Annotated in this window: 17 protein-coding genes; all 17 read right to left on the minus strand. The window is 59.2% G+C overall.

Annotated elements, in window-relative coordinates; translation table 11 throughout:
• Positions 1-42 precede the first annotated feature (42 nt).
• The 17 genes from ACTNB2_RS07680 to ACTNB2_RS07760 all read right to left on the minus strand — a co-directional run bounded on the left by ACTNB2_RS07680 (position 43) and on the right by ACTNB2_RS07760 (position 19,042).
• Positions 43-1,080 carry an ABC transporter permease gene (locus ACTNB2_RS07680; RefSeq protein WP_304212150.1) on the minus strand — a complete coding sequence of 346 codons (1,038 nt, stop codon included), beginning with the start codon at positions 1,078-1,080 and terminating at the stop codon, positions 43-45.
• A 157-nt stretch (positions 1,081-1,237) separates the two neighbouring features.
• Positions 1,238-2,914 carry a peptide ABC transporter substrate-binding protein gene (locus tag ACTNB2_RS07685; RefSeq protein WP_441044908.1) on the minus strand — a complete coding sequence of 559 codons (1,677 nt, stop codon included), beginning with the start codon at positions 2,912-2,914 and terminating at the stop codon, positions 1,238-1,240.
• Positions 2,915-3,208: 294 nt separating this feature from the next.
• Positions 3,209-3,463, minus strand: a complete 255-nt coding sequence (gene secG, locus ACTNB2_RS07690) for a preprotein translocase subunit SecG (protein ID WP_006236144.1) — start codon at positions 3,461-3,463, stop codon at positions 3,209-3,211.
• A gap of 166 nt (positions 3,464-3,629) precedes the next feature.
• Positions 3,630-5,183, minus strand: a complete 1,554-nt coding sequence (gene gpmI, locus ACTNB2_RS07695; protein WP_304212185.1) for a 2,3-bisphosphoglycerate-independent phosphoglycerate mutase — start codon at positions 5,181-5,183, stop codon at positions 3,630-3,632.
• Positions 5,184-5,188: 5 nt separating this feature from the next.
• Entirely contained in the window at positions 5,189-5,956 is a 768-nt protein-coding gene (tpiA, locus tag ACTNB2_RS07700) for a triose-phosphate isomerase (protein ID WP_441041033.1), read from the minus strand.
• A complete protein-coding gene (locus tag ACTNB2_RS07705; protein WP_304212190.1) occupies positions 5,949-7,139 on the minus strand; it encodes a phosphoglycerate kinase in 1,191 nt (396 codons plus the stop codon). The genes tpiA and ACTNB2_RS07705 overlap by 8 nt, the downstream gene beginning before the upstream one ends.
• A gap of 140 nt (positions 7,140-7,279) precedes the next feature.
• Complete coding sequence (gene gap, locus ACTNB2_RS07710) at positions 7,280-8,305, minus strand: type I glyceraldehyde-3-phosphate dehydrogenase (protein ID WP_154517458.1); 1,026 nt, start codon at positions 8,303-8,305, stop codon at positions 7,280-7,282.
• A 193-nt stretch (positions 8,306-8,498) separates the two neighbouring features.
• The gene (whiA, locus tag ACTNB2_RS07715; protein ID WP_154517461.1) at positions 8,499-9,428 is read right to left on the minus strand and encodes a DNA-binding protein WhiA; all 930 of its coding nucleotides are present in this window, start codon (positions 9,426-9,428) and stop codon (positions 8,499-8,501) included.
• A 6-nt stretch (positions 9,429-9,434) separates the two neighbouring features.
• Positions 9,435-10,355 (minus strand): RNase adapter RapZ, encoded by a 921-nt coding sequence (rapZ, locus tag ACTNB2_RS07720; protein ID WP_427718645.1) that lies wholly within the window; start codon positions 10,353-10,355, stop codon positions 9,435-9,437.
• Positions 10,356-10,454: 99 nt separating this feature from the next.
• Positions 10,455-11,141: an N-acetylmannosamine-6-phosphate 2-epimerase gene (locus tag ACTNB2_RS07725; RefSeq protein WP_441038757.1), complete on the minus strand. Its 687-nt coding sequence runs from the start codon at positions 11,139-11,141 to the stop codon at positions 10,455-10,457.
• 70 nt (positions 11,142-11,211) lie between these two features.
• Positions 11,212-12,177, minus strand: coding sequence for an ROK family protein (locus ACTNB2_RS07730; protein ID WP_427728775.1), 966 nt, complete (start codon positions 12,175-12,177; stop codon positions 11,212-11,214).
• 170 nt (positions 12,178-12,347) lie between these two features.
• Positions 12,348-13,268: a dihydrodipicolinate synthase family protein gene (locus ACTNB2_RS07735; protein WP_427718650.1), complete on the minus strand. Its 921-nt coding sequence runs from the start codon at positions 13,266-13,268 to the stop codon at positions 12,348-12,350.
• A 68-nt stretch (positions 13,269-13,336) separates the two neighbouring features.
• Positions 13,337-14,188: an acetylxylan esterase gene (locus tag ACTNB2_RS07740; RefSeq protein WP_441041036.1), complete on the minus strand. Its 852-nt coding sequence runs from the start codon at positions 14,186-14,188 to the stop codon at positions 13,337-13,339.
• A complete protein-coding gene (locus ACTNB2_RS07745; RefSeq protein ID WP_441041038.1) occupies positions 14,181-15,158 on the minus strand; it encodes an acetylxylan esterase in 978 nt (325 codons plus the stop codon). The genes ACTNB2_RS07740 and ACTNB2_RS07745 overlap by 8 nt, the downstream gene beginning before the upstream one ends.
• An 80-nt stretch (positions 15,159-15,238) precedes the next feature.
• The gene (locus ACTNB2_RS07750) at positions 15,239-16,066 is read right to left on the minus strand and encodes an ABC transporter ATP-binding protein (RefSeq protein ID WP_154517508.1); all 828 of its coding nucleotides are present in this window, start codon (positions 16,064-16,066) and stop codon (positions 15,239-15,241) included.
• Positions 16,067-18,082 (minus strand): dipeptide/oligopeptide/nickel ABC transporter permease/ATP-binding protein, encoded by a 2,016-nt coding sequence (locus ACTNB2_RS07755; protein ID WP_154517511.1) that lies wholly within the window; start codon positions 18,080-18,082, stop codon positions 16,067-16,069.
• Positions 18,083-18,085: 3 nt separating this feature from the next.
• Positions 18,086-19,042, minus strand: a complete 957-nt coding sequence (locus ACTNB2_RS07760; RefSeq protein WP_370450641.1) for an ABC transporter permease — start codon at positions 19,040-19,042, stop codon at positions 18,086-18,088.
• Positions 19,043-19,089: the final 47 nt, after the last annotated feature.

The raw sequence follows: 19,089 nt of genomic DNA on the forward strand, positions 1-19,089 counted from the left end.
CCTGAGACTGAGAATCAGTTTCCTGCATGAGACGTACCTCCCTTAGGCCTTATCCGACGGACCGCCAAGGCGGATGCGCGGGTCGAGGAATGCATAGCTAATGTCGACGAGCAGGTTGATCACCATGACGACGACGACGATGAGCGTAACGCCGCCCATAACGATGGGCCAGTCACGCATGCTAATGGCGCGATAGACCTCATAGCCGATACCGGGCCAGTTAAAAACCGTCTCGGTCAGGATGGCGCCCGAAAGCATGGCACCAAAGTCGACACCAATATAGGTAACGACGGGGATGAGTGCATTCTTAAGCGCATGCTTGATGATGATCGCGCGATTGGAGAGACCCTTGGCCTTTGCCGTACGGATGTAATCCTGGCTCATGACGTCAAGCAGCTGCGAGCGCATAATGCGGGCGGCATAAGCGGTCGAAACCGAAGCCAGCGTAATGGTCGGAAGCACATAGTGCATCCAATCCTGATACTGAGAACTGGAACCACCGGCACCCGAGATCGGCATGGAGAATGCACCGCCCGTGGCGTCCTTAAGAATGACGCCAAAGAACAGCTGCAGCAACATACCGAGCCAGAAGGCCGGGACGGCAACGAGGATCGACGTGGTGAGCGTTACCAAAATATCCCAGAAGGAATAACGCTTTACCGCCGAAATGATACCCGCACCGATACCCATGATTGCCTCGAGTACGATGGCGCACGCGGCAAGTTTGACCGTATACGGATACTTCTGGGCAAAGATTTCCGTAACCGGCAGCTTGCGCTGATAGGAATTACCCAGATCGCCATGAAGCAGGCCGTTCATGTAATACAAGTAACGGTCCACGAGCGACGTTTGAACGGGGTCGCCGTTCTCGTCAAGGATCGCGTTGCCGTCCTCGTCCGATTGGACCAGGTGATAGCGGACGCGAAGCTGAAGCTCCACCTCGGGGGACAGAGCCTTGTCTCCACCGATCAGCTTGATCGGATCTCCCGGCACGATATTCTGGAGGGCGAACAGAATCAGCGTAACGCCCAAAAATACCGGGATGAACTGAAGCACACGTTTAACGATGTACTTACCCATACCACTCCCCTATCTAGGGATTAACTTAAATGGGATGCCGATCGCCAGACCGGCATCCCAAAATTACCATCAGCCAGTTTACCCCAGGTTAGGGAGAACTGTATGTTTCCCATGAGGTCTACGTAAATACTTGACCCTCACGGAAGCTGCAAAACTCTTAGGCGAGCTCAGCGGTACCCAGATCGGCGTGCTTCTGCGGATCGACATAGAGGTACTTGATGCGATCGGAGCCGGCGATGGTGTGCGTGTAGAACATCAGCGGGATGACCGGGCAGTCAGCAGCGACCATTGCGTCGGCCTCCTGCATCTTAGCGACGCGCTCTTCGTCGTCAATCGTGGTACGGGCCTCGTCGACCTTGGCGTCGAACTCGGGGTTGTTGTAACCAGAACGGTTGTCGCCACCGAGGGAGTCGGAGTGGAACAGCGGATACAGGAAGTTGTCCATGATCGGGTAGTCGGCAATCCAGCCCAGACGACCGAACTGATAGTTGAGGTTCTGGTACTGCTCGAGCAGGGCAGACCACTCGGGGGTATCGGAGACGGCGGTAACGCCAACCTTGGCAAGGTCACCGATGATGGACTCCATGATCTCCTTGTGGCCACCGTCCTGGTTGTAGGACAGAGTCACGTTAATGCCACGATCGCCGTTGGCGTCAGCGGGAGCAACCTTGTCGAGGTACTCGTTAGCCTTGTCGACGTCGTAGGCGCAGAACTCCCATGCGCCCTCCTTGTAGCCATCGATGCCCGGAGGAACAATGCCGTCAGCGGGGGTGCGGGTACCCTTGAAGATGGTCTTGCAGATGGCCTCACGGTTGATGGCCAGGGAGATACCCCTGCGCAGATCGGCGTTGTTGAACGGCTCGGCCGTGGTGTTGCAGGTCAGGTAGTAGGTGGAAGGCTCGGCACCGAGCAGCATGCGCTCGCCGTCGCCCATGGTGTAGCCGTCCTTGGACTCGCCGCGATCCTTCTTGGCGGCGTCGATCTGGGCAACGGGAACGTCGCAGATGTCAAGGTTACCGGCCTGGAACTCCTTGTAAGCGGTCTCCACGTCCTTGATGACCTGGAAGTGGATGCCATCGATCTTGGCCTTGTCGCCATAGTAATCGTCGAACTTCTTGAGGTTGATCTCCTGACCATCCTCCCACTTGCCGTCCATCATGAACGGGCCGTTACCGATCGGGGCAAGGTAGAAGCTCTTGACATCGGACTCGGCGCACTCGGGAACCGGGGACAGAGCCGGATGAGAGGCGACGAAGGGGAAGTCGGCGTAAGCGGAAGTCAGCTTGACGACGAGGGTCTCATCGTCAGGGCAGGTAACACCGCTGAGCTCAGTAGTGTTACCGGCAAGCAGATCGTCATAGCCCTCGACCATGGAAAGGTGATAGGAGACCTCGGAAGGACCATACTCTTGAGCGACAGCGGACTTGGTGCTGACCAGACGCTCCCAACCGAGCTTGAAGGACTTGGAGGTAACGTCATCACCGTTGTGGAACTTGGCCTTCTTGATCTTGAAGGTAAACTCGGTGGCGTCGTCGTTGGCCTCGAAGGACTCGCAAGCCAGCGGAACGATCTCGCCCTTCTCGGCGTCATAAGAGGTCAGAGCGTCAAAGAGCTGGTACTCGACCTGAGTGCCCTGGTCCTCCTGGACATTGTAGGGGTCGATGCAGACCGGGTTATTGATGTAGAAGTTCAGCGTCGAACCGGACTCAGAACCGGAAGCGTCGCCGCCCTTCTTGCCGCATGCGGCAAGAAAAGCCATGGAGCTCGCAGCAAGGGTACCGCCGACAAAGGCGCGACGACCCATAACGGGCTGGTGGAACATAGAATCAGCCATGCCATCCTCCTTATGAGATAGGACAAAGAAATGTTCAGTCGGACATATGTCGAGACAATCCGATCCGAACTATCGAAACGCCGCCCGTTGCTATGGCTGGTTATGCACAACAGGCCAACGTTTTCAATACAGTAGCGCATTTTATGCACGGTTTGGGGCTAATTCCGGTTAACGGTCGAGAATTTCTTTAGTTGGGCGCAGTATGTGGTGATATTCTGACTCTGTTACAAATATGTAAACAAAAAGGGTCCCGCACTTGCGGAACCCTTTTCAATTATTTTATGCGGCTCGTGCTTAGTAGCCCACGATGCCCTGCGGGAAGAAGAACATGCACAGCACGACGCACACGGCAAACACGACAGCCATGATGACGGTCAGGCGGTCAAGGTTCTGCTCCATAACGCCCGTGGCAGAGCTGGAGTTATACAGCGAGCTGGCGATCATATCCGAAACGCCGGTGCCCTTACCGGAATGCATCAGGACGAGAATCGTCAGCGCCACGGCAGAGACAGCCCAAACTACAAACAGCAGAATCTGAAACGGACCCATAGAGAAGCTCCTTAATAGAACAATTCAAACTCCAGTACTGTACCACAACCCCCGACACTCCCCACCTGCCATTTGGGGACGAGGTAGAAATGGCAAAAATACCAAAAAAAGGGGGGTTGCCCGAATATGGTCAACCCCCTTGCAAAGAAACGCTTGGCGTTTTCTCTTAGGCCTCGGTCGCGAGCACGCGGCCCGTCATCTCGGCGGAAGGCTCCAGACCAGCCATGGTGAGCATAGTCGGGGCGATATCGGAAAGTCGACCGTCCTCGATACCGGTGAGCTGTGCCTTCTCATCAACGATGATGAACGGCACGCGGTTGGTGGTGTGAGCCGTAAACGGATGCTTGGAACCGTCGGAAGCAACGTCAAACATGTGATCGGCGTTGCCGTGGTCGGCGGTAATCAGCGCAAAGCCGCCCTTAGCGAGAATCGCCGGGACAACCTTGGACAGGGCATCGTCAACAGCCTCGACGGCCTTAACGGCCGCGTCGAAGACACCGGTGTGACCAACCATGTCGCAGTTCGCGAAGTTCACGATGTAGAAATCAGCGCGGTCCTCGTTGATGGCAGCGACGAGCTTCTCGGTAACCTCGGGAGCGCTCATCTCGGGCTGCAAATCGTAGGTAGCAACCTTGGGGGAAGCGACGAGCACGCGCTCCTCGCCCTCCTTGGGCTCCTCGATGCCGCCGTTAAGGAAGAACGTCACGTGGGCGTACTTCTCGGTCTCGGCGGTGTGCAGCTGCTTCAGGCCATTGGCTGCGATTACGTCGGCCAGAACGTTCTCGGGGAACGTCTTGGGGAAGGCGACCTCGACGTCAAACGTCGGATCGTATTCGGTCATCGTCACAAAGTGCGAGAGCTTGATCTGCTCGCGCTCAAAGCCGTCGAACTCCTTGTCCGTGAACACGCGGGTCATCTGACGAGCGCGGTCGGGACGGAAGTTGAAGAAGATGGCCGCGTCGCCCTCGTGGATGCCCTCGTTGTGGGCAGCGAACGGCTCAACGAACTCATCGCCGCGCGGATCCTTCTCGTAGTAGGCCTTGATACCGGCAACGGGGTCGGTATCGGCATCGGACGCATTGACCATGACGTCGTAGGCGCGCTCGATGCGCTCCCAACGGTTGTCGCGGTCCATGGCCCAATAACGGCCCGAGACGGTAGCAACGCGAGCGTCGCAACCAGTCTCCTCGGAGATCTTGGCCAGGAAGGCGCAGAACTCGCTCATGTAGCCGGCACCGGACTGCGGATCGACGTCGCGGCCATCCATAAAGGCGTGAACGCGAACGGTCTTAATGCCATACTGGGCAGCCATCTTGACCAGGGCCTCGACATGGTTCATGTGAGAATGAACACCGCCGGGGCTCATAAGGCCCATGAGGTGCAGGGTCTTGCCCTCGGCCTTGACGTCATCCATAGCCTTGACGAAAACCTCGTTCTTGGCGATGGAGCCGTCCTTGATGGCGTTGTTGATGCGCGAAAGCTCCTGAAACACGATGCGGCCGGCACCGATGTTGAGGTGACCCACCTCGGAGTTGCCCATCTGGCCGTCGGGAAGGCCCACGTCCTCGCCCGAAGCACCGAGCGTGGTGTGAGGATACTTCTCATACAGGCTATCGAGGAAGGGCGTCTTGGCGGCAGCGACGGCGTTCTCGCCGTCGGCCGGAGCCAAGCCGCAGCCATCCATGATGATTAGGAGTGCAGGAAGATGACGCTGTGCCATATGCCCTACTCGCCTGCCTTGACGACCATAGAGGCGAAGTCGGCAGCCTTGAGCGAAGCGCCGCCCACGAGGGCGCCGTCAACGTCGGGCTTGGCAACAAGCTCAGCGATGTTGGCGGGCTTGGCGGAGCCACCATAAAGAACGCGGATGCCGTTGGCGAGCTCCTCGCCGAACATCTCCTTGAGGGTCTCACGGATAGCGCCGCAGACCTCCTGAGCGTCCTCGGCGGTAGCGGTCTTGCCGGTGCCGATGGCCCAGATGGGCTCGTAGGCGACGACGACCTGCTTGGGGCAGGTGATCTCAAGACCCTCGAGACCAGCCTTGACCTGGTTCACGACATGCTCGACATAGGTGCCGGCCTCGCGAACCTCAAGTGACTCACCGCAGCAGAAGACGGGAACAAGACCGGCGGCAACGAGAGCCTTAGCCTTCTTGTTCTGGTCCTCATCGGTCTCGTGGAAGTAGTCACGACGCTCGGAGTGGCCGATGATGCAGTAGGTGCAGCCAGCGGACTTGAGCATGTCGCAAGAGGACTCACCGGTGTAGGCACCCTTGGCCTCCCAGTACACGTTCTGTGCACCGAGGGCGATGGGGGCAGCCTGAATGCGGTCATGAACCGTAGTAATGTCGATGGTCGGAGGGCAGACGAGCACCTCGACGCCAGCCGGAACCTCGGGCAGAGCCTGGGCCAGCTCGTCGGCGAGCTTGGCAGCCTCGGCGACGTCGTTGTTCATCTTCCAGTTACCAGCGATAAGAAGGGTGCGATTAGGCATCGAGAAGCGCCTCCACTCCGGGCAGGGCCTTACCCTCGACGAGCTCCATGGAAGCGCCACCGCCGGTGGAGATCCAGCTCATCTTGTCGGCCAGGTTAAACTTGTTGACGGCTGCGACGGAATCGCCACCACCGATGATCGAGGTGCAATCAGCCTCGGCGACAGCCTCGGCGATAGCCTGGGTGCCGTGAGCGAAGTTGTCGAACTCAAAGACGCCCATGGGGCCATTCCAGAATACGGTCTTGGCGCCCTTGACGGCCTCGGCGTAGAGCTCCTCGGTCTTGGGGCCGATGTCCATGCCCTCACGGTCGTCGGGGATAGCGTCGGAAGCGACAACCTCGGGGACAGCGTCCTCGCCAAAGTGGTCGGCAACACGGTTGTCGATGGGGAGCAGGATCTTGACGCCCTTCTCCTCGGCCTTCTTGAGCATCTCGCCAGCGCGCTCGACCCAGTCCTCTTCCTTGAGGGACTGACCGACGGTCATGCCCTGAGCCAGGAAGAAGGTATAGGCCATGCCGCCACCGATAATCAGGGTGTCGGCGGAGTCGATAAGGTGATCGAGAACGCCGATCTTGGAGGAAACCTTGGAACCGCCGACGATGGCGACGAAGGGACGCTCGGGTTCGGCGAAGATACCGGTCAGCGTGTCGACCTCCTTCTCCAGAAGGAAGCCAGCGACTGCGGGCAGGTAAGCGGCGGGACCCACGACGGAACCCTGGGCGCGGTGAGCGGTACCGAAGGCGTCGAGGACGAAGACGTCGCCATAGGAAGCGAGGGTCTTGGCGATCTCGGGATCGTTCTTCTTCTCACGCTTGTCAAAACGGACGTTCTCGAGAACGAGGACCTTGCCCGGCTCGACGGCGGCGACGGCCTCGGCGGCCTTCTCGCCATAAGTGTCGGCGACAAAAGCAACATCGAGACCAGAGAGCTCGGCGAGCTTCTTGGCGACGGGCTCGAGGGAAAGCTCGGGCTGGAAGCCGGTGCCCTCGGGACGGCCAAGGTGGCTCATGAGGATAACGCGAGCATTGTGCTCAACGAGATAGTTGATGGTGGGCAGGGCAGCCTTGATACGGGTGGTGTCGCCAACGACGCCATCCTTGATAGGCACGTTGAAGTCAACGCGGACGAGAACGCGCTTGCCGTCGACATCGATGTCGCGGACGGTCTTCTTGGTAAAGGCCATGTTTGCTTCTACCTTTCGTACGTGTCTGCCTCCCATTACGGCAGACGATTTCTTATAAAAAGGGCGCGACCTTAGGGTGTAAGCCCTATAAGGCCGCGCCCTTTTTTAGACGCTCAACGAGCTATTCGCTAAAAGCCAAATTAAGCAACGAACTTCTCGAAGTACTTGATGGTGCGGACCATCTGAGAGGTGTAGGAGTTCTCGTTGTCGTACCAAGAGGTAACCTGAACGAGGGTCTGGCCGTTGCCGAGGTCAGAGCACATGGTCTGAGTGGCGTCGAAGATGGAGCCATGGGTCTCGCCGATGATATCGGTGGAGACGATGTCGTCCTCGTTGTAAGCGAAGGTCTCGGAGATGGTGGCAGCGTAGGCCTTCATAGCGGCGTTGACCTCGTCGGCGGTAACCTTCTTGTCAACGACAGCGTAGAGGTTGGTGAGGGAGCCGGTCGGCGTCGGGACGCGCTGGGCGGCACCGATGAGCTTACCGTTGAGCTCGGGGAGAACCAGGCCGATAGCCTTGGCAGCACCGGTGGTGTTGGGGACGATGTTGACGGCGCAGGCGCGGCTACGACGCTTGTTGCCCTTGCGCTGCGGGCCGTCGAGCGGCATCTGGTCGCCAGTCCAGGCGTGAATGGTGGTCATGATGCCGGACACGATGGGAGCGAAGTCGTTCAGACCCTTGGCCATCGGGGCGAGGCAGTTGGTGGTGCAGGAAGCAGCGGAGATGATGTTGTCCTCAGCGGTCAGCGTCTCATGGTTGACGTTGTACACGATGGTGGGCAGATCGCTGCCGGCCGGAGCGGAGATGACGACCTTCTTGGCACCAGCGTTGATGTGGGCCTGAGCCTTAGCCTTGCTGGTGTAGAAGCCAGTGCACTCGAGAACGACGTCGACGTCGAGGTCGCCCCAAGGCAGGTTGTTGGCGTCGGCCTCCTTGTAGATCTTGATCTCCTTGCCGTCAACGGTGATGGAATCCTCGCCAGCGACGACCTCGTGATCGCGAGCATAGTTGCCCTGCGTGGAGTCGTACTTCAGCAGGTAAGCGAGCATATCGGGAGAGGTGAGGTCGTTGATAGCGACGATCTCGGAGCCCTCATGACCGAACATCTGACGGAAGGCCAGACGACCGATGCGACCGAAGCCGTTAATAGCAACCTTTACTGCCATTGTGTCTCCTTTCGTAAGGCCCCCGCAAGCTACAGCGCCCGCCGTTGAGGCCCACAAACTAACCACTCGCCTAATATACCTTTTTTTTGACTTGAATTTCACGAGAATGCTCGAAATTGAAAATCAAATTTGCTTTAAAACGTTTTAAAGCATAAAACAGCAGTTCAAGTACTATATAAACTGCTGCTTTAAACTACCTGTTCGCTTCAATGAGCTTTTCAAGACGCAAAACACGGTGATATAGGGCCGACTTTGACAAAGGAGGGTCGGCCATCTCCCCCAAATCTCGCAGTGAGAGATCGGGGTAGCGCTCACGTAAGTCACAAAAGGCCGCCAAGGCATCCGGGAGCACATCGCGCATGCCGCGTCGCTCAAGCTCCTCGATAAGCGCGAGCTGATGTTGGGCAGCGCCGGCGCTTCTCGTCTGGTTGGCCAGCTCAGCATTCACGCGACGATTTACGTCGTTTTTCACCAACTTGACCGCACGGGCTTCCTCGATTTCGGCAACGCTGCGCTTGGCACCAATCAATTTGAGCAAATGCTCGATCTCCTCGGCGCTCTTGATGTACACGGCATATGATCCTCGCCGGGCGTTGACACGCGCATGAACCCCGACCTGCTCCAACAGGTCGCAAAGCCCCTTGGCGTATTGTTCGCCCTGCACCGCAATCTCCAGGTGAAAATCGCCACGCGGGTCTGCCACAAAGCCGCCGGCAATCAAAGCGCCGCGAATGTAGGCGAGCCTGCAGCAGGGCCGGGCGACGATATGGCGCGGCACACCGGCGACGAGCCCTCCCCTGCGGTCGAGAATGCCCAGCAGAACCAAAGCCTTATCGAGGTCGGGCTGGTCGGGCAAGGTGATGAGATAGTTTCGCACCTTATGCAAGACCGACTTGCGAACGGTAAACTCCGTTTTGAGCTTGAGGATGCGGTGCGTCAGCGTAATCATCGTGCGTGCAACGGCACCCGTCTCGGTCGCAACCGTCAAACGGTACCGACCAGAGCCCGCCAGCGAAAGCGTGCCACTCACACGTGTAAGAGCGGCAAGTGTCGACAGATCGCAATATTCACATTCGGGTTCGCAGCGCGCGAGCTCGTCACGCACCTCGGCGGTAAACGACATTCAAACCTATGCTTTCGTATTGGCACGCGACAAGTCGCGGTGAGAAATGCTCACGTGATACTGAGCACCTTCCAGGTATCGGGCCGTAGCCTCTGCAATGGCAACGCTGCGGTGCTGGCCGCCCGTACAGCCGATGGCAATGGAAAGCTGCGGCTTGCCCTCCGCGATATAACCCGGCATGACCGTATCGAGCAACTGCGTCCAAACCTTCCAGAACTCCTGCGTCTTGGGATGGTCCAGGACAAAGTCGGAGACCTTCTTATCGAGGCCGGTCAACGTGCGCATCTCGGGGTCGTAGAATGGATTAGGCAGGAAGCGAACATCGATCATGATGTCTGCCTCGACGGGCATACCATGCTTAAAGCCAAATGAGAAGACGTGGACGTCCATGAGCTGCTGGTCGGACAGCTCTGAAAAAGCCGCACGCAGCTTATTGCGTAAAGCAGAGGTACGAAGGCGGCTCGTATCGATGATCATATCGGCTCGGTCGCGCACGCCCTGGAGTTGTAAACGCTCGCGCTGGATGGCGTCGGCCGTGGTCTCCCCCGGCTTCGCAATGGGATGGCGGCGGCGGTTTTCGCTGTAGCGGCGAATCAGCACCTCATCAGATGCATCGAGAAACACAATGTCACAGCTCATCTCGCGCTCTTCCAAGGCGGCAACGGCGTCAAGCAGCTCATCAAACAGGCCTTGGCTGCGAAGGTCACAGGTAACAGCAAGATGTCTACCCACACCCGTATTGATGCCAACAAGCTCTGCGAGCTGCGCAATCAGGCGCGGAGGCAGGTTGTCGATACAAAAATAGCCCATGTCCTCAAACACATGCATGGCTTGCGTTCGGCCCGATCCGGACATTCCGGTGATGATGACGATATCGGGAATGCGCTCCGTGCGCTCCGCCGCATCCATGGCATCTCCCTTTTGCATGTGCTGCCTCCTAAAATAAGCGCAGGACCCGGCCAGCGGATCCCGCGCGATCAATTGCCTTAGTTGAGTATACCGCCCCAAGCGGATACGAGGCCCGTCTTACGCCTCAAGCGCAGCCTTGAACCAACTCGTAATACTTGTGGGGTGCGTAATGGCAGTGCCAACGACAACGGCCCAGGCGCCGGCGTCAATCGCGGCGCGAGCCTCCTCGGGCGTATGCACACGACCCTCGCAAATAATGGGAAGACCGGGGAACTCCCCGGTTGCCTGGCGCAAAAGCGGCAGGTCGGGGCCGTCTGCCATGGTGCAATCGATGGCGGCGACGCCATGCGAAAGCGTAGTGGAAACCAAATCGAAGCCCATGTCGACCGCGCGGCGGATATCCTCGATCGTGGCGCAGTCCGCCATCAGAAGCACGCCCTCCTCGTGCAGCGGACGAAAAGTGTCCTCGAGCGACTTGCCATCGGGGCGCGGACGATCGGTGGCGTCAATCGCCACGATGTCAGCACCGGCAGCAACGCAGGCGCGGGCGTGACGCAGCGTCGGCGTGATGTAAACGCCCTCGTGTCCATCCTTCCACAGGCCGATAACAGGAACCTCACAACGACCCTTAATGGCAGCAATGTCGGCAAGGCCCTGGCAACGAATGGCGGCGGCGCCACCGAGTTCGCAAGCGCGAGACATTTGAGCCATGGTCTCGGGCGTACGAAGCGGCTCGCCCATATACGCCTGAACGCTCACGATGAGCTTACCCTTCAGGGATTGAATTAAAGGATCGACGGTCATAAGGCTATAACCTTTCTCAGAACAGCCTCCCGAGGCGTGTCGTCTCGGGAGGCTCCTACAGCAGATACGTTTACTTTAACGAGGCAAGAAGATGCTCGGCGGCACCGATAAGCGGTGCGTCGCCCTCCAGAGAACCGATGAGGATCGGCGTGTCCTGAAGCGGATCGAGCGCTTGGCTGGCATAGCCCTCGTGTACCGAATCCTTCCACGTCTGCGAACGCCAATCGGGTCCCTGGTGAATTACGCCACCCGAAAGCACGATGACCTCTGGATCCAGAATGTTGGCGAGCGAGCCCAAGCTAGCGCCCAATGCAAAGCCGGCATCGTGGATGACCTCGGTCGCCTTTGCGTCACCCGCGCGGCACAGGTCGTTCACGTCGCGGCCAACCGAGGGACGGCTGGGGTCAACGCGACCGAAGCGCTCGTCGTACATGCGCCCAATCGACGTACCCGAAGCCACCGACTCCAGATGGCCGGAACGCCCGCAGGCGCAGGGAATGCCGGCGGCAGCCGAGCACTCGATGTGGCCCATATGGCCGGCAGCACCATGGAAGCCCTGCATCACGCGGCCGTTCTCGACATATGCGCCTCCGATACCCGTACCGATGCCCAGACACAAGACGGAGAACTTGCCCTTGCCGACGCCCCAATGGGCCTCACCCAGAGCATGAGCCTGCACGTCGCCTACAACGGCAACGGGAAGACCGAGGTCCTCGCGCAGACGCGGCCCCAACTGAACGCCGGACCAGCCGGGCATGATCTCGTTGGCATACGCGATGGCGCCCGTCTTGGGATCGACGACGCCAGCGGCACCGATACCGACGCCAAGGACCTCGACATCGGGATTCGCCTCGAGAGCGGCCTTGATGGACGCCTCGATACGCTGGAAGACGGCCTCACCGCCCTCTTGGGCCTCGGTGGGAACCTCAGCCTCAAATACGGGATGGGGCACGCCGCCATCAGCCGGATATTCCATAATGGCGGTCGCAATCTTGGTGCCACCGATATCAACGGAGCAGATGTACTTGTTCTCCATGTCGCTCTCCCTAGGAGATAAAAACAACTACAGGAAATAAAGGCGGTGTTATCGCCGCAGCTTGCTAAAGGCTTCCCGAGTGCCCGGGGTTGGGGTGAAAGCGGTCGGGCATTGACCTAATGGGTCACGCTCGATCGCTTGAGCCCCAAGATCGGGTGCCCGGGAAAGCTTTACAGGAGACCGTTGTCCTGCAGGACCTTCCTAATCGCCTCGACGTTCTCGCCGGTCATGGCCTTCACCGGGCGCGGCATGGTCGGGCTGTCGAAAATGCCCATGAGGTTCATAGCGGTCTTGAAGGCGCCAACGCCACCGGCATAGCCCTGGACGCCCGAGGTGACGTCCCAGATGTGCGAAATCTCATTGAGGCGATCCTGCTCGGCTTTGACGGTAGCCCAGTCACCAGCCTGGGCGGCCTTCCACTGACGCACGTAGCCCTCGGGCTCAACGTTGGCGAGACCCGGGACAGAGCCGTCGGCGCCACCAAGGTAGGCACCGTCGACGACGACCTCATGGCCGGTGAGGATGCTCATCGGATGGCCGTTCTTCTCGTTCTCCTGAACGAGGTAGCGGAACGAGACGTCGTCACCCGAGGAATCCTTGACGCCAGCAAGGACGCCCTCGGCGCCGAGCTTTGCAAGGAGCTTCCAGGGGAGCTTGGTGTGAACGCACACGGGAATGTCATAGGCAAAGATGGGCAGGTCGAGCTCCTCGTGCAGGATGCGGAAATGCTCCTCGACCTCGGTCATGCCCTGCAGGGCATAGAACGGGCAGGTGGCAACGAGTGCATCGGCGCCCAGCTCCTGAGCAACCTTACCGTGCTCAATCATGCGCTCGGTCTCGGTATCGATGATGCCGACCAGAACAGGAACGCGGTGGTCGACGATTCGAACGGCCTCGGCGATGATCTGTCGACGACGCTCGTCGGTGGAGAAAACGACCTCACCCGAAGAGCCCAGGAAGAACAGGCCATCGACGCCGGCGTCGATCATGCGGTTGATGCTGCGCTCAAAGGAGGCAACGTCGAGCTGGTGATCTTCGGTATCGGGAACAACGACGGGAGGAATAACACCGGTGAATTTCTGAGTTGCCACAAGAATCTCCTTAGTTGTCTGGCGGGTGGCCCTATGCCGCCCACTCTTGTTGGCAGTGTCCAGGCCGTCTAGGCCAAAGAACACAGGTAGAACGCTTGGTTAAAGAAGTCGACGACTTCGTTTTCGAACGCATTGATGCGTTCGTGAGCATATTTGGCATAGATAATATGCCTCCGGTCACACTCAAGACCGTTGAATACGGCAAACTGGCTCTTGGGATCGCTCACGGCATCCATGAGCGATGTACCCATGAGTACCAATCCGCGCACCCGAGACGACAGCGCTTCGAGGCCGCCGGGAAGCGGATTGGCAACCGCCGTGCAGGCAAGGCCCCGCTCGTCCAGAGCAGAAACCGCCAGCGCGACTCCACCGCCAAGGCCCTCGCCCCATGCAAAGATGCGGTCGGGGTCCATGCCGTCAAGATTGCGCGCGACCTTTGCCATTGCACAGCCCCAGCGGACGCGTTCAATAAAAACGGGCGAGGTAACCCCCTGCTTCAGCTCGCTGAGCCCAATCACATCGTCGTCCAGCGCAAGCACGGCATATCCCATGGCGGCAAACCTCGTCATGTGATGCCATCCACGTACGGGTCGGTCGATGTCGTGAAACATCAGGCATAGCGGCACAAGCTCGGATGCCCGGGCACAACCTGAGGGCTCAATCAAACGGCCGTGTACGACTTCCCCGGCAAGTTCAAAGGAAACCTCGGAGTAGCGCGCGCACGGATTGGCGAAATCAATCGCCGTGACAGTCAGTCCGCAAACCTCAAGATCCGAAGCGGCTGCCTCCAACTCGGAAACATCCGCCAAGGCATCGCCGCGCCAATCACGGAAATCGGAGAGCCTTGACGAAACCGTCCCAGAGATCCCCGCAAGCTCGGGGTCAATCAGCTCATTGACATTGCTCTCGCACTTAGACATGAGCATCCCCTTCCTTGCAGAAAAACGGAATGATCAGATCGTCAAAATCCTGAATCTCCTCGTGGCCAAAGCCCTCAAAGAACTCATGGCGCTTCTCACAGGTCAGGTTATTGTAGACCGCAAACTGCGTCGCCGGTGGACAGACGATATCAGCCGTTCCCGTGCCAAACAGCACGGGGCATTTGACCATGGGGGCAAAGTTCTTGGAATCGAAATACGCCAGCTTGGCATAGGCCTCGTCAATACGAGTCGAGTCCTCGTCAAACCAGCGAGACCAATAGCGCAGGCCCTCGTAGGCAATGTCGTCGGCATCCAAATCCCAGACCAGGCGGAAATCCGACAGGAAAGGATAGAGGATGGCGGCACGATTGATAAGCTCGCTGTTAAGCGCGCAGGTCGCAATGCCCAAGCCACCGCCCTGCGACGCACCGTTCACAAAAACACGGGCAAGATCGATGCCCTCGAGCTCGCGAACAATGCGGCACAGAATGCGGATATCCTGATGCAAGCGTACGTAGTAGAGATTGGCCGGGTCGCCGTCGATACCGGCAACGATATGCCCGGCAACCGTTGTGCCTTCAAATCCACCAATATCCTCGGAGGGGCCACCCTGACCGGGGCAGTCGAGGGCGACAAGTGCCATGCCCATACCCGCAAACGATGCCTGCTCGAACCAGCTGCGGCTTGCGCCCGGATAGCCGTGGAACTGTAGCACCAGCGGCACGGACTCGTCCGAAACCGGCTTGAGATACTTGGCATGCAGGCGGGCGCCGCACATGCCGGTATACCAGAGGTCAAAAAACTGGCAGGTCGCAGCATCGGCAATCGATGCCGCCTCGACCGAATAGTCGATCTCGACGGCGTCAGCCTCGGCCATGCGGTCGTTCCAAAAGAGATCGAAATCTGATGGACGAGGCATGGCGCCCCGATAACCACCAAATTGCTGTTGTAGCTCCTGAGCGCTTGGCATGGCTCGTGAACCCAACCTTTCGAAATCGCAACGAGGGTGCGCCCGGCAAGGGAGCCGGGCGCACAGGAGGGAAAGCGAACCTACTCGCCAAGCTTGGGGTGCAGCAGCGACGGCGCAGCACCGAGCAGCATCTTGGTGTAGGGGTCCTGCGGGTTCTGGAAGACCTGCTTGGCCTCGCCCTGCTCGACGATCTTGCCGCCGTTCATGACGATGATGTCGTCAGAGATGTAGCGGACCGTCTGGATGTCATGGCTAATGAACACCATGGCCAGGCCGAGCTCCTTCTTAAGATCGGTCAACAGGTTGAGGATCTGCGCGCGGACCGAAACGTCCAGAGCCGAGGTGGGCTCGTCGGCGATGATGGCGTCAGGGTTCAACGACAGGGCACGGGCAATTGCCACGCGCTGGCGCTGACCGCCCGAAAGCTGGCCGGGAAGAACCTCGGCGGCAGAGCTGGGCAGACCGGTAAGTTCCAGGAGTTCCTTAACGCGCTTCTCCTGCTCGGCCTCGGTACCCAGGTTGTGGACGCGCATGGGATCGAGCAGCTGCTCACGAACGACCATGCGAGGGTTGAGTGCCGTCGCGGGGTTCTGGAACACGACCGAGATGACGCGGCCCATGTGACGACGATCCTCGGCAGTACGCTTGGTGACGTCCTTGCCCTTAAAGTAGACCTTGCCACTCGTGGGGGCCTGCAGGCCGCACATGACATTAGCAGTGGTGGACTTGCCGCAACCGGACTCGCCGACGATGCCGATCGTCTGACCGGGCATGAGCTTAATGGTCACGCCTTGGACGGCATGAACCAGATTGGGGTGCAGGATCGAACCGGTACGGGTCCTAAAGGTGACGTGGACATCGTCAAGGAAGATAATCGGCTCGACGCCGTTGACCGCAGTCTCGCTCATCTACATCACCTCCGCATGAGGGGTCAAACCATTTGCCTTGAGCACCTCATCGGGGAGCTCGGAATAGAAGTGCTCGGTGCCGGGCACGCGCTTGAAGACCGGACGGGTGTCCAGGCCGATGTGCGGATGGCTTGAGCGGGGCGCGAAGCGATCGCCCTTGGGGAAATCGCGCGGGCTGGGGACGGCGCCGGGCACCTGGTGCAGGCGGCCCGAACCGCTCTCGATGGACAGAACGGAACCCAGAAGACCGCGGGTGTACTCGTGAATCGGGTTGGTGAGCAGCTCCTTGGTGGGCGCCTGCTCGATAACCTGACCGGCGTACATAACCGTGATGTTATGGGCGACCTCGGCGACCAACGCCAGGTCATGCGAAACGAAGATCATGGCAAAGCCGAGCTTGGCCTGAAGATCGTTGAGCAGCTTAATGACCTGCTTTTGGACGGTAACGTCCAGAGCGGTCGTGGGCTCGTCGCAGATGACCAGCTTGGGGTCGCGGGTAAGGGCCATAGCGATCAGAACGCGCTGACGCTGTCCACCGGAAAGCTCGTGCGGATAGCTCTCGAGCGTGCGCTTGGGATCGAGGCCGACGAGCTCCAGGAGCTCCTCGGCGCTGCGGGTGCCGCCGCGCTTGGTGAGCTGCTTCATCTGGGCGGAGATGAGCATAGAGGGGTTGAGCGAGGACAGAGCGTCCTGATAGACCATGGCGATATCGGTACCGCGCAGGCCGAACCACTCCTTCTTGCTCATCTTAAGCAGGTCACGACCCTCCCAGAGGACCTCGCCGGAAAGATGCTCGTCCTCATCGGTCAGGCCCATGATGGCCAGCGTGGTGATGGACTTACCGCAGCCGGACTCGCCTACCAGGCCCATGGTCTGGCCGGGACGGACGTCAAAGTTGACATGGTCGACGACGTTGATATCACCGTGGTGCTCAAACTGGATGCAGAAATCGCGGACCGAAAGAATCGGCTCAACGGACTCATCGGGCACATGGCGGTCGTTACGCTTGAGCTCGACATCGCGCAGGGCGCCAAGACGGGCGGACAGGGACTGGGCCTGCTCCTTGTAGGCGCGAACGGGGTCGGAGACCAGCAGGTCGGCCTCGCGGCGCTTGGAGGAATCGGTCGGATCCAGGGCGGCGGAAGGAGCAGCGGCCATAGCGTCGGTAATGCCCTCGGAGAGGATGTTGAGCGCCAGGCAGGTGATCATGATGGCCAGACCCGGGAACAGCGCCTGCCACCAACGACCGGCGAGCACGCCACCGCGGGCGTCGGCGAGGATGTTGCCCCACGTAGCAGTGGGCTCCTGGATGCCAGCGCCGATAAAGGTCAGCGAAGCCTCGAAGATGATAGCGTCGGCGACCAGGGTGACGGTGAAGACCATGATCGGGGCAATGCAGTTACGAAGAACGTGCTTGATCAGAATCCACGGAGCCTTGGCGCCGGAGACGATAACCGCGCGGACATAGTCCTCACCGTACTCGGATACGATGTTGGCACGCACGATACGGGCGATCTGCGGGGTGTACATAAAGCCGATCGCAAAGATAATCGACGGCACGGAGTTGCCCAGGATGGAAACGAAGACGGCTGCGAGGGCGATACCCGGGACAGACATGATGATGTCCAGGATGCGCATAATCGTCTCGGAGACGGCCTTGCGCGAAACCGCAGCAAGAGCACCGACAACGGAGCCACAGACCAGAGCCATAGCGGTAGCACCAAAGCCGATGATCAGCGAGTAACGGCCACCGTAGAGCATACGCGAAAGGATGTCACGGCCCTTGTCGTCGGTTCCGAAGATAAACCCGTTGCCGGGAGCCTGGCGAGCCGTAAAGATCTCGACCGGGCTATAGGGGGCAAGCAGGGGGGCAAGAATCGCAGTCAGGGCGACCAGCACCAGCACGATGGCGGCAATCTTAGAAGACAGCGTCATCTTCTTCCAGCCACCGAGCTTGAGCCCCTTGGAGGCAGCCTTCTCGAGCTGCTCGGTTTGCTTCTCTCGAATCTTTACCATAATCTACACCGTCCTGATGCGCGGGTTGATGAGCAGGTAGAGCATGTCAACCACGATGTTGATGATGATGAAGGCAAGAGCAACGACGATGACGACGCCCTGAACCAGGTTCGCCTCGTTGCCCTGAACGCCCTGCAGGATCGCAGTACCCATGCCGGGGAGGTTGAAGATGACCTCGATGACGACGGCGCCGCCCATGAGATAGCCAATCTTAAGACCGAGGGTGGTGACCGGGGTGATCAGCGCGTTGCGAAGAACGTTGATGCCGACGACGACCTTCTCGGGAACGCCGGCGCCGCGAGCCATACGGACATAGTCCTTGTCGAGCTCCTCGACCATGGCGGTACGCACGATACGAGTCATCTGACCCGTCAGCGGAAATGCCAAGGCGATGGCGGGCATGATCATGCGTCCCAGATAGCCAGCCGGATTCGTGGTGAAGTGCGGCAGGGCACCCGATGCCGGGAGTACCTTAAGGTAGGAAGAGAACAGCAGGATCAACAGAACGGCAAGCCAGAACGACGGGGTTGCCAAGCCGGCGATGGAAAAGACGCGGATCACTTGGTCCGGCCATTTATCGCGATACAGTGCCGCGATGACGCCGAGCAAAAACGATACGACCGCACCGATGGCAAGACCGATGAAGGTCAGCTGCATCGTGACGGGTAGGGCCGTGGAGATGCGCTTGGCAACGGAGTTGCGAGCAGCACCATAGGTGCCCATGTCGCCATGGATCAAATTGCCCATATAGCGCACGTAGCGCACGGGCCAGGGGTCGTCCAGACCATACTTCTCATGGTACTCGGCAACCGCCTCGGGCGAGGCACCGTCACCCAACGCCGTGTAGGCGGGGTCGGTCTTGGAGAACGACATAAGGAAAAACACCAGGACGGTGACGCCCAATGCCATGATCGGCAGCGCCACGAGACGCCTTCCAATCAAACGTAGAAAGTTGTTCACGTTCTCTCCCCTTTCTTTTGTCGGTAGGACCAACTGGTATATGAGTA

The sequence above is a fragment of the Collinsella sp. HCP28S3_G2 genome, from assembly GCF_052065125.1.
Classification (GTDB): domain Bacteria; phylum Actinomycetota; class Coriobacteriia; order Coriobacteriales; family Coriobacteriaceae; genus Collinsella.

What these genes read in the sequence shown, in the direction of transcription:
- tpiA (WP_441041033.1), bottom strand. Translation starts at nt 5,956, where the DNA reads ATGCCTAATCGCACCCTTCTTATCGCTGGTAACTGGAAGATGAACAAC.
- rapZ (WP_427718645.1), bottom strand. Translation starts at nt 10,355, where the DNA reads ATGCAAAAGGGAGATGCCATGGATGCGGCGGAGCGCACGGAGCGCATT.
- ACTNB2_RS07755 (WP_154517511.1), bottom strand. Translation starts at nt 18,082, where the DNA reads ATGGTAAAGATTCGAGAGAAGCAAACCGAGCAGCTCGAGAAGGCTGCC.
- secG (WP_006236144.1), bottom strand. Translation starts at nt 3,463, where the DNA reads ATGGGTCCGTTTCAGATTCTGCTGTTTGTAGTTTGGGCTGTCTCTGCC.
- ACTNB2_RS07705 (WP_304212190.1), bottom strand. Translation starts at nt 7,139, where the DNA reads ATGGCCTTTACCAAGAAGACCGTCCGCGACATCGATGTCGACGGCAAG.
- whiA (WP_154517461.1), bottom strand. Translation starts at nt 9,428, where the DNA reads ATGTCGTTTACCGCCGAGGTGCGTGACGAGCTCGCGCGCTGCGAACCC.
- ACTNB2_RS07725 (WP_441038757.1), bottom strand. Translation starts at nt 11,141, where the DNA reads ATGACCGTCGATCCTTTAATTCAATCCCTGAAGGGTAAGCTCATCGTG.
- ACTNB2_RS07750 (WP_154517508.1), bottom strand. Translation starts at nt 16,066, where the DNA reads ATGAGCGAGACTGCGGTCAACGGCGTCGAGCCGATTATCTTCCTTGAC.
- gap (WP_154517458.1), bottom strand. Translation starts at nt 8,305, where the DNA reads ATGGCAGTAAAGGTTGCTATTAACGGCTTCGGTCGCATCGGTCGTCTG.
- ACTNB2_RS07680 (WP_304212150.1), bottom strand. Translation starts at nt 1,080, where the DNA reads ATGGGTAAGTACATCGTTAAACGTGTGCTTCAGTTCATCCCGGTATTT.
- gpmI (WP_304212185.1), bottom strand. Translation starts at nt 5,183, where the DNA reads ATGGCACAGCGTCATCTTCCTGCACTCCTAATCATCATGGATGGCTGC.
- ACTNB2_RS07745 (WP_441041038.1), bottom strand. Translation starts at nt 15,158, where the DNA reads ATGCCAAGCGCTCAGGAGCTACAACAGCAATTTGGTGGTTATCGGGGC.
- ACTNB2_RS07685 (WP_441044908.1), bottom strand. Translation starts at nt 2,914, where the DNA reads ATGGCTGATTCTATGTTCCACCAGCCCGTTATGGGTCGTCGCGCCTTT.
- ACTNB2_RS07740 (WP_441041036.1), bottom strand. Translation starts at nt 14,188, where the DNA reads ATGTCTAAGTGCGAGAGCAATGTCAATGAGCTGATTGACCCCGAGCTT.
- ACTNB2_RS07730 (WP_427728775.1), bottom strand. Translation starts at nt 12,177, where the DNA reads ATGGAGAACAAGTACATCTGCTCCGTTGATATCGGTGGCACCAAGATT.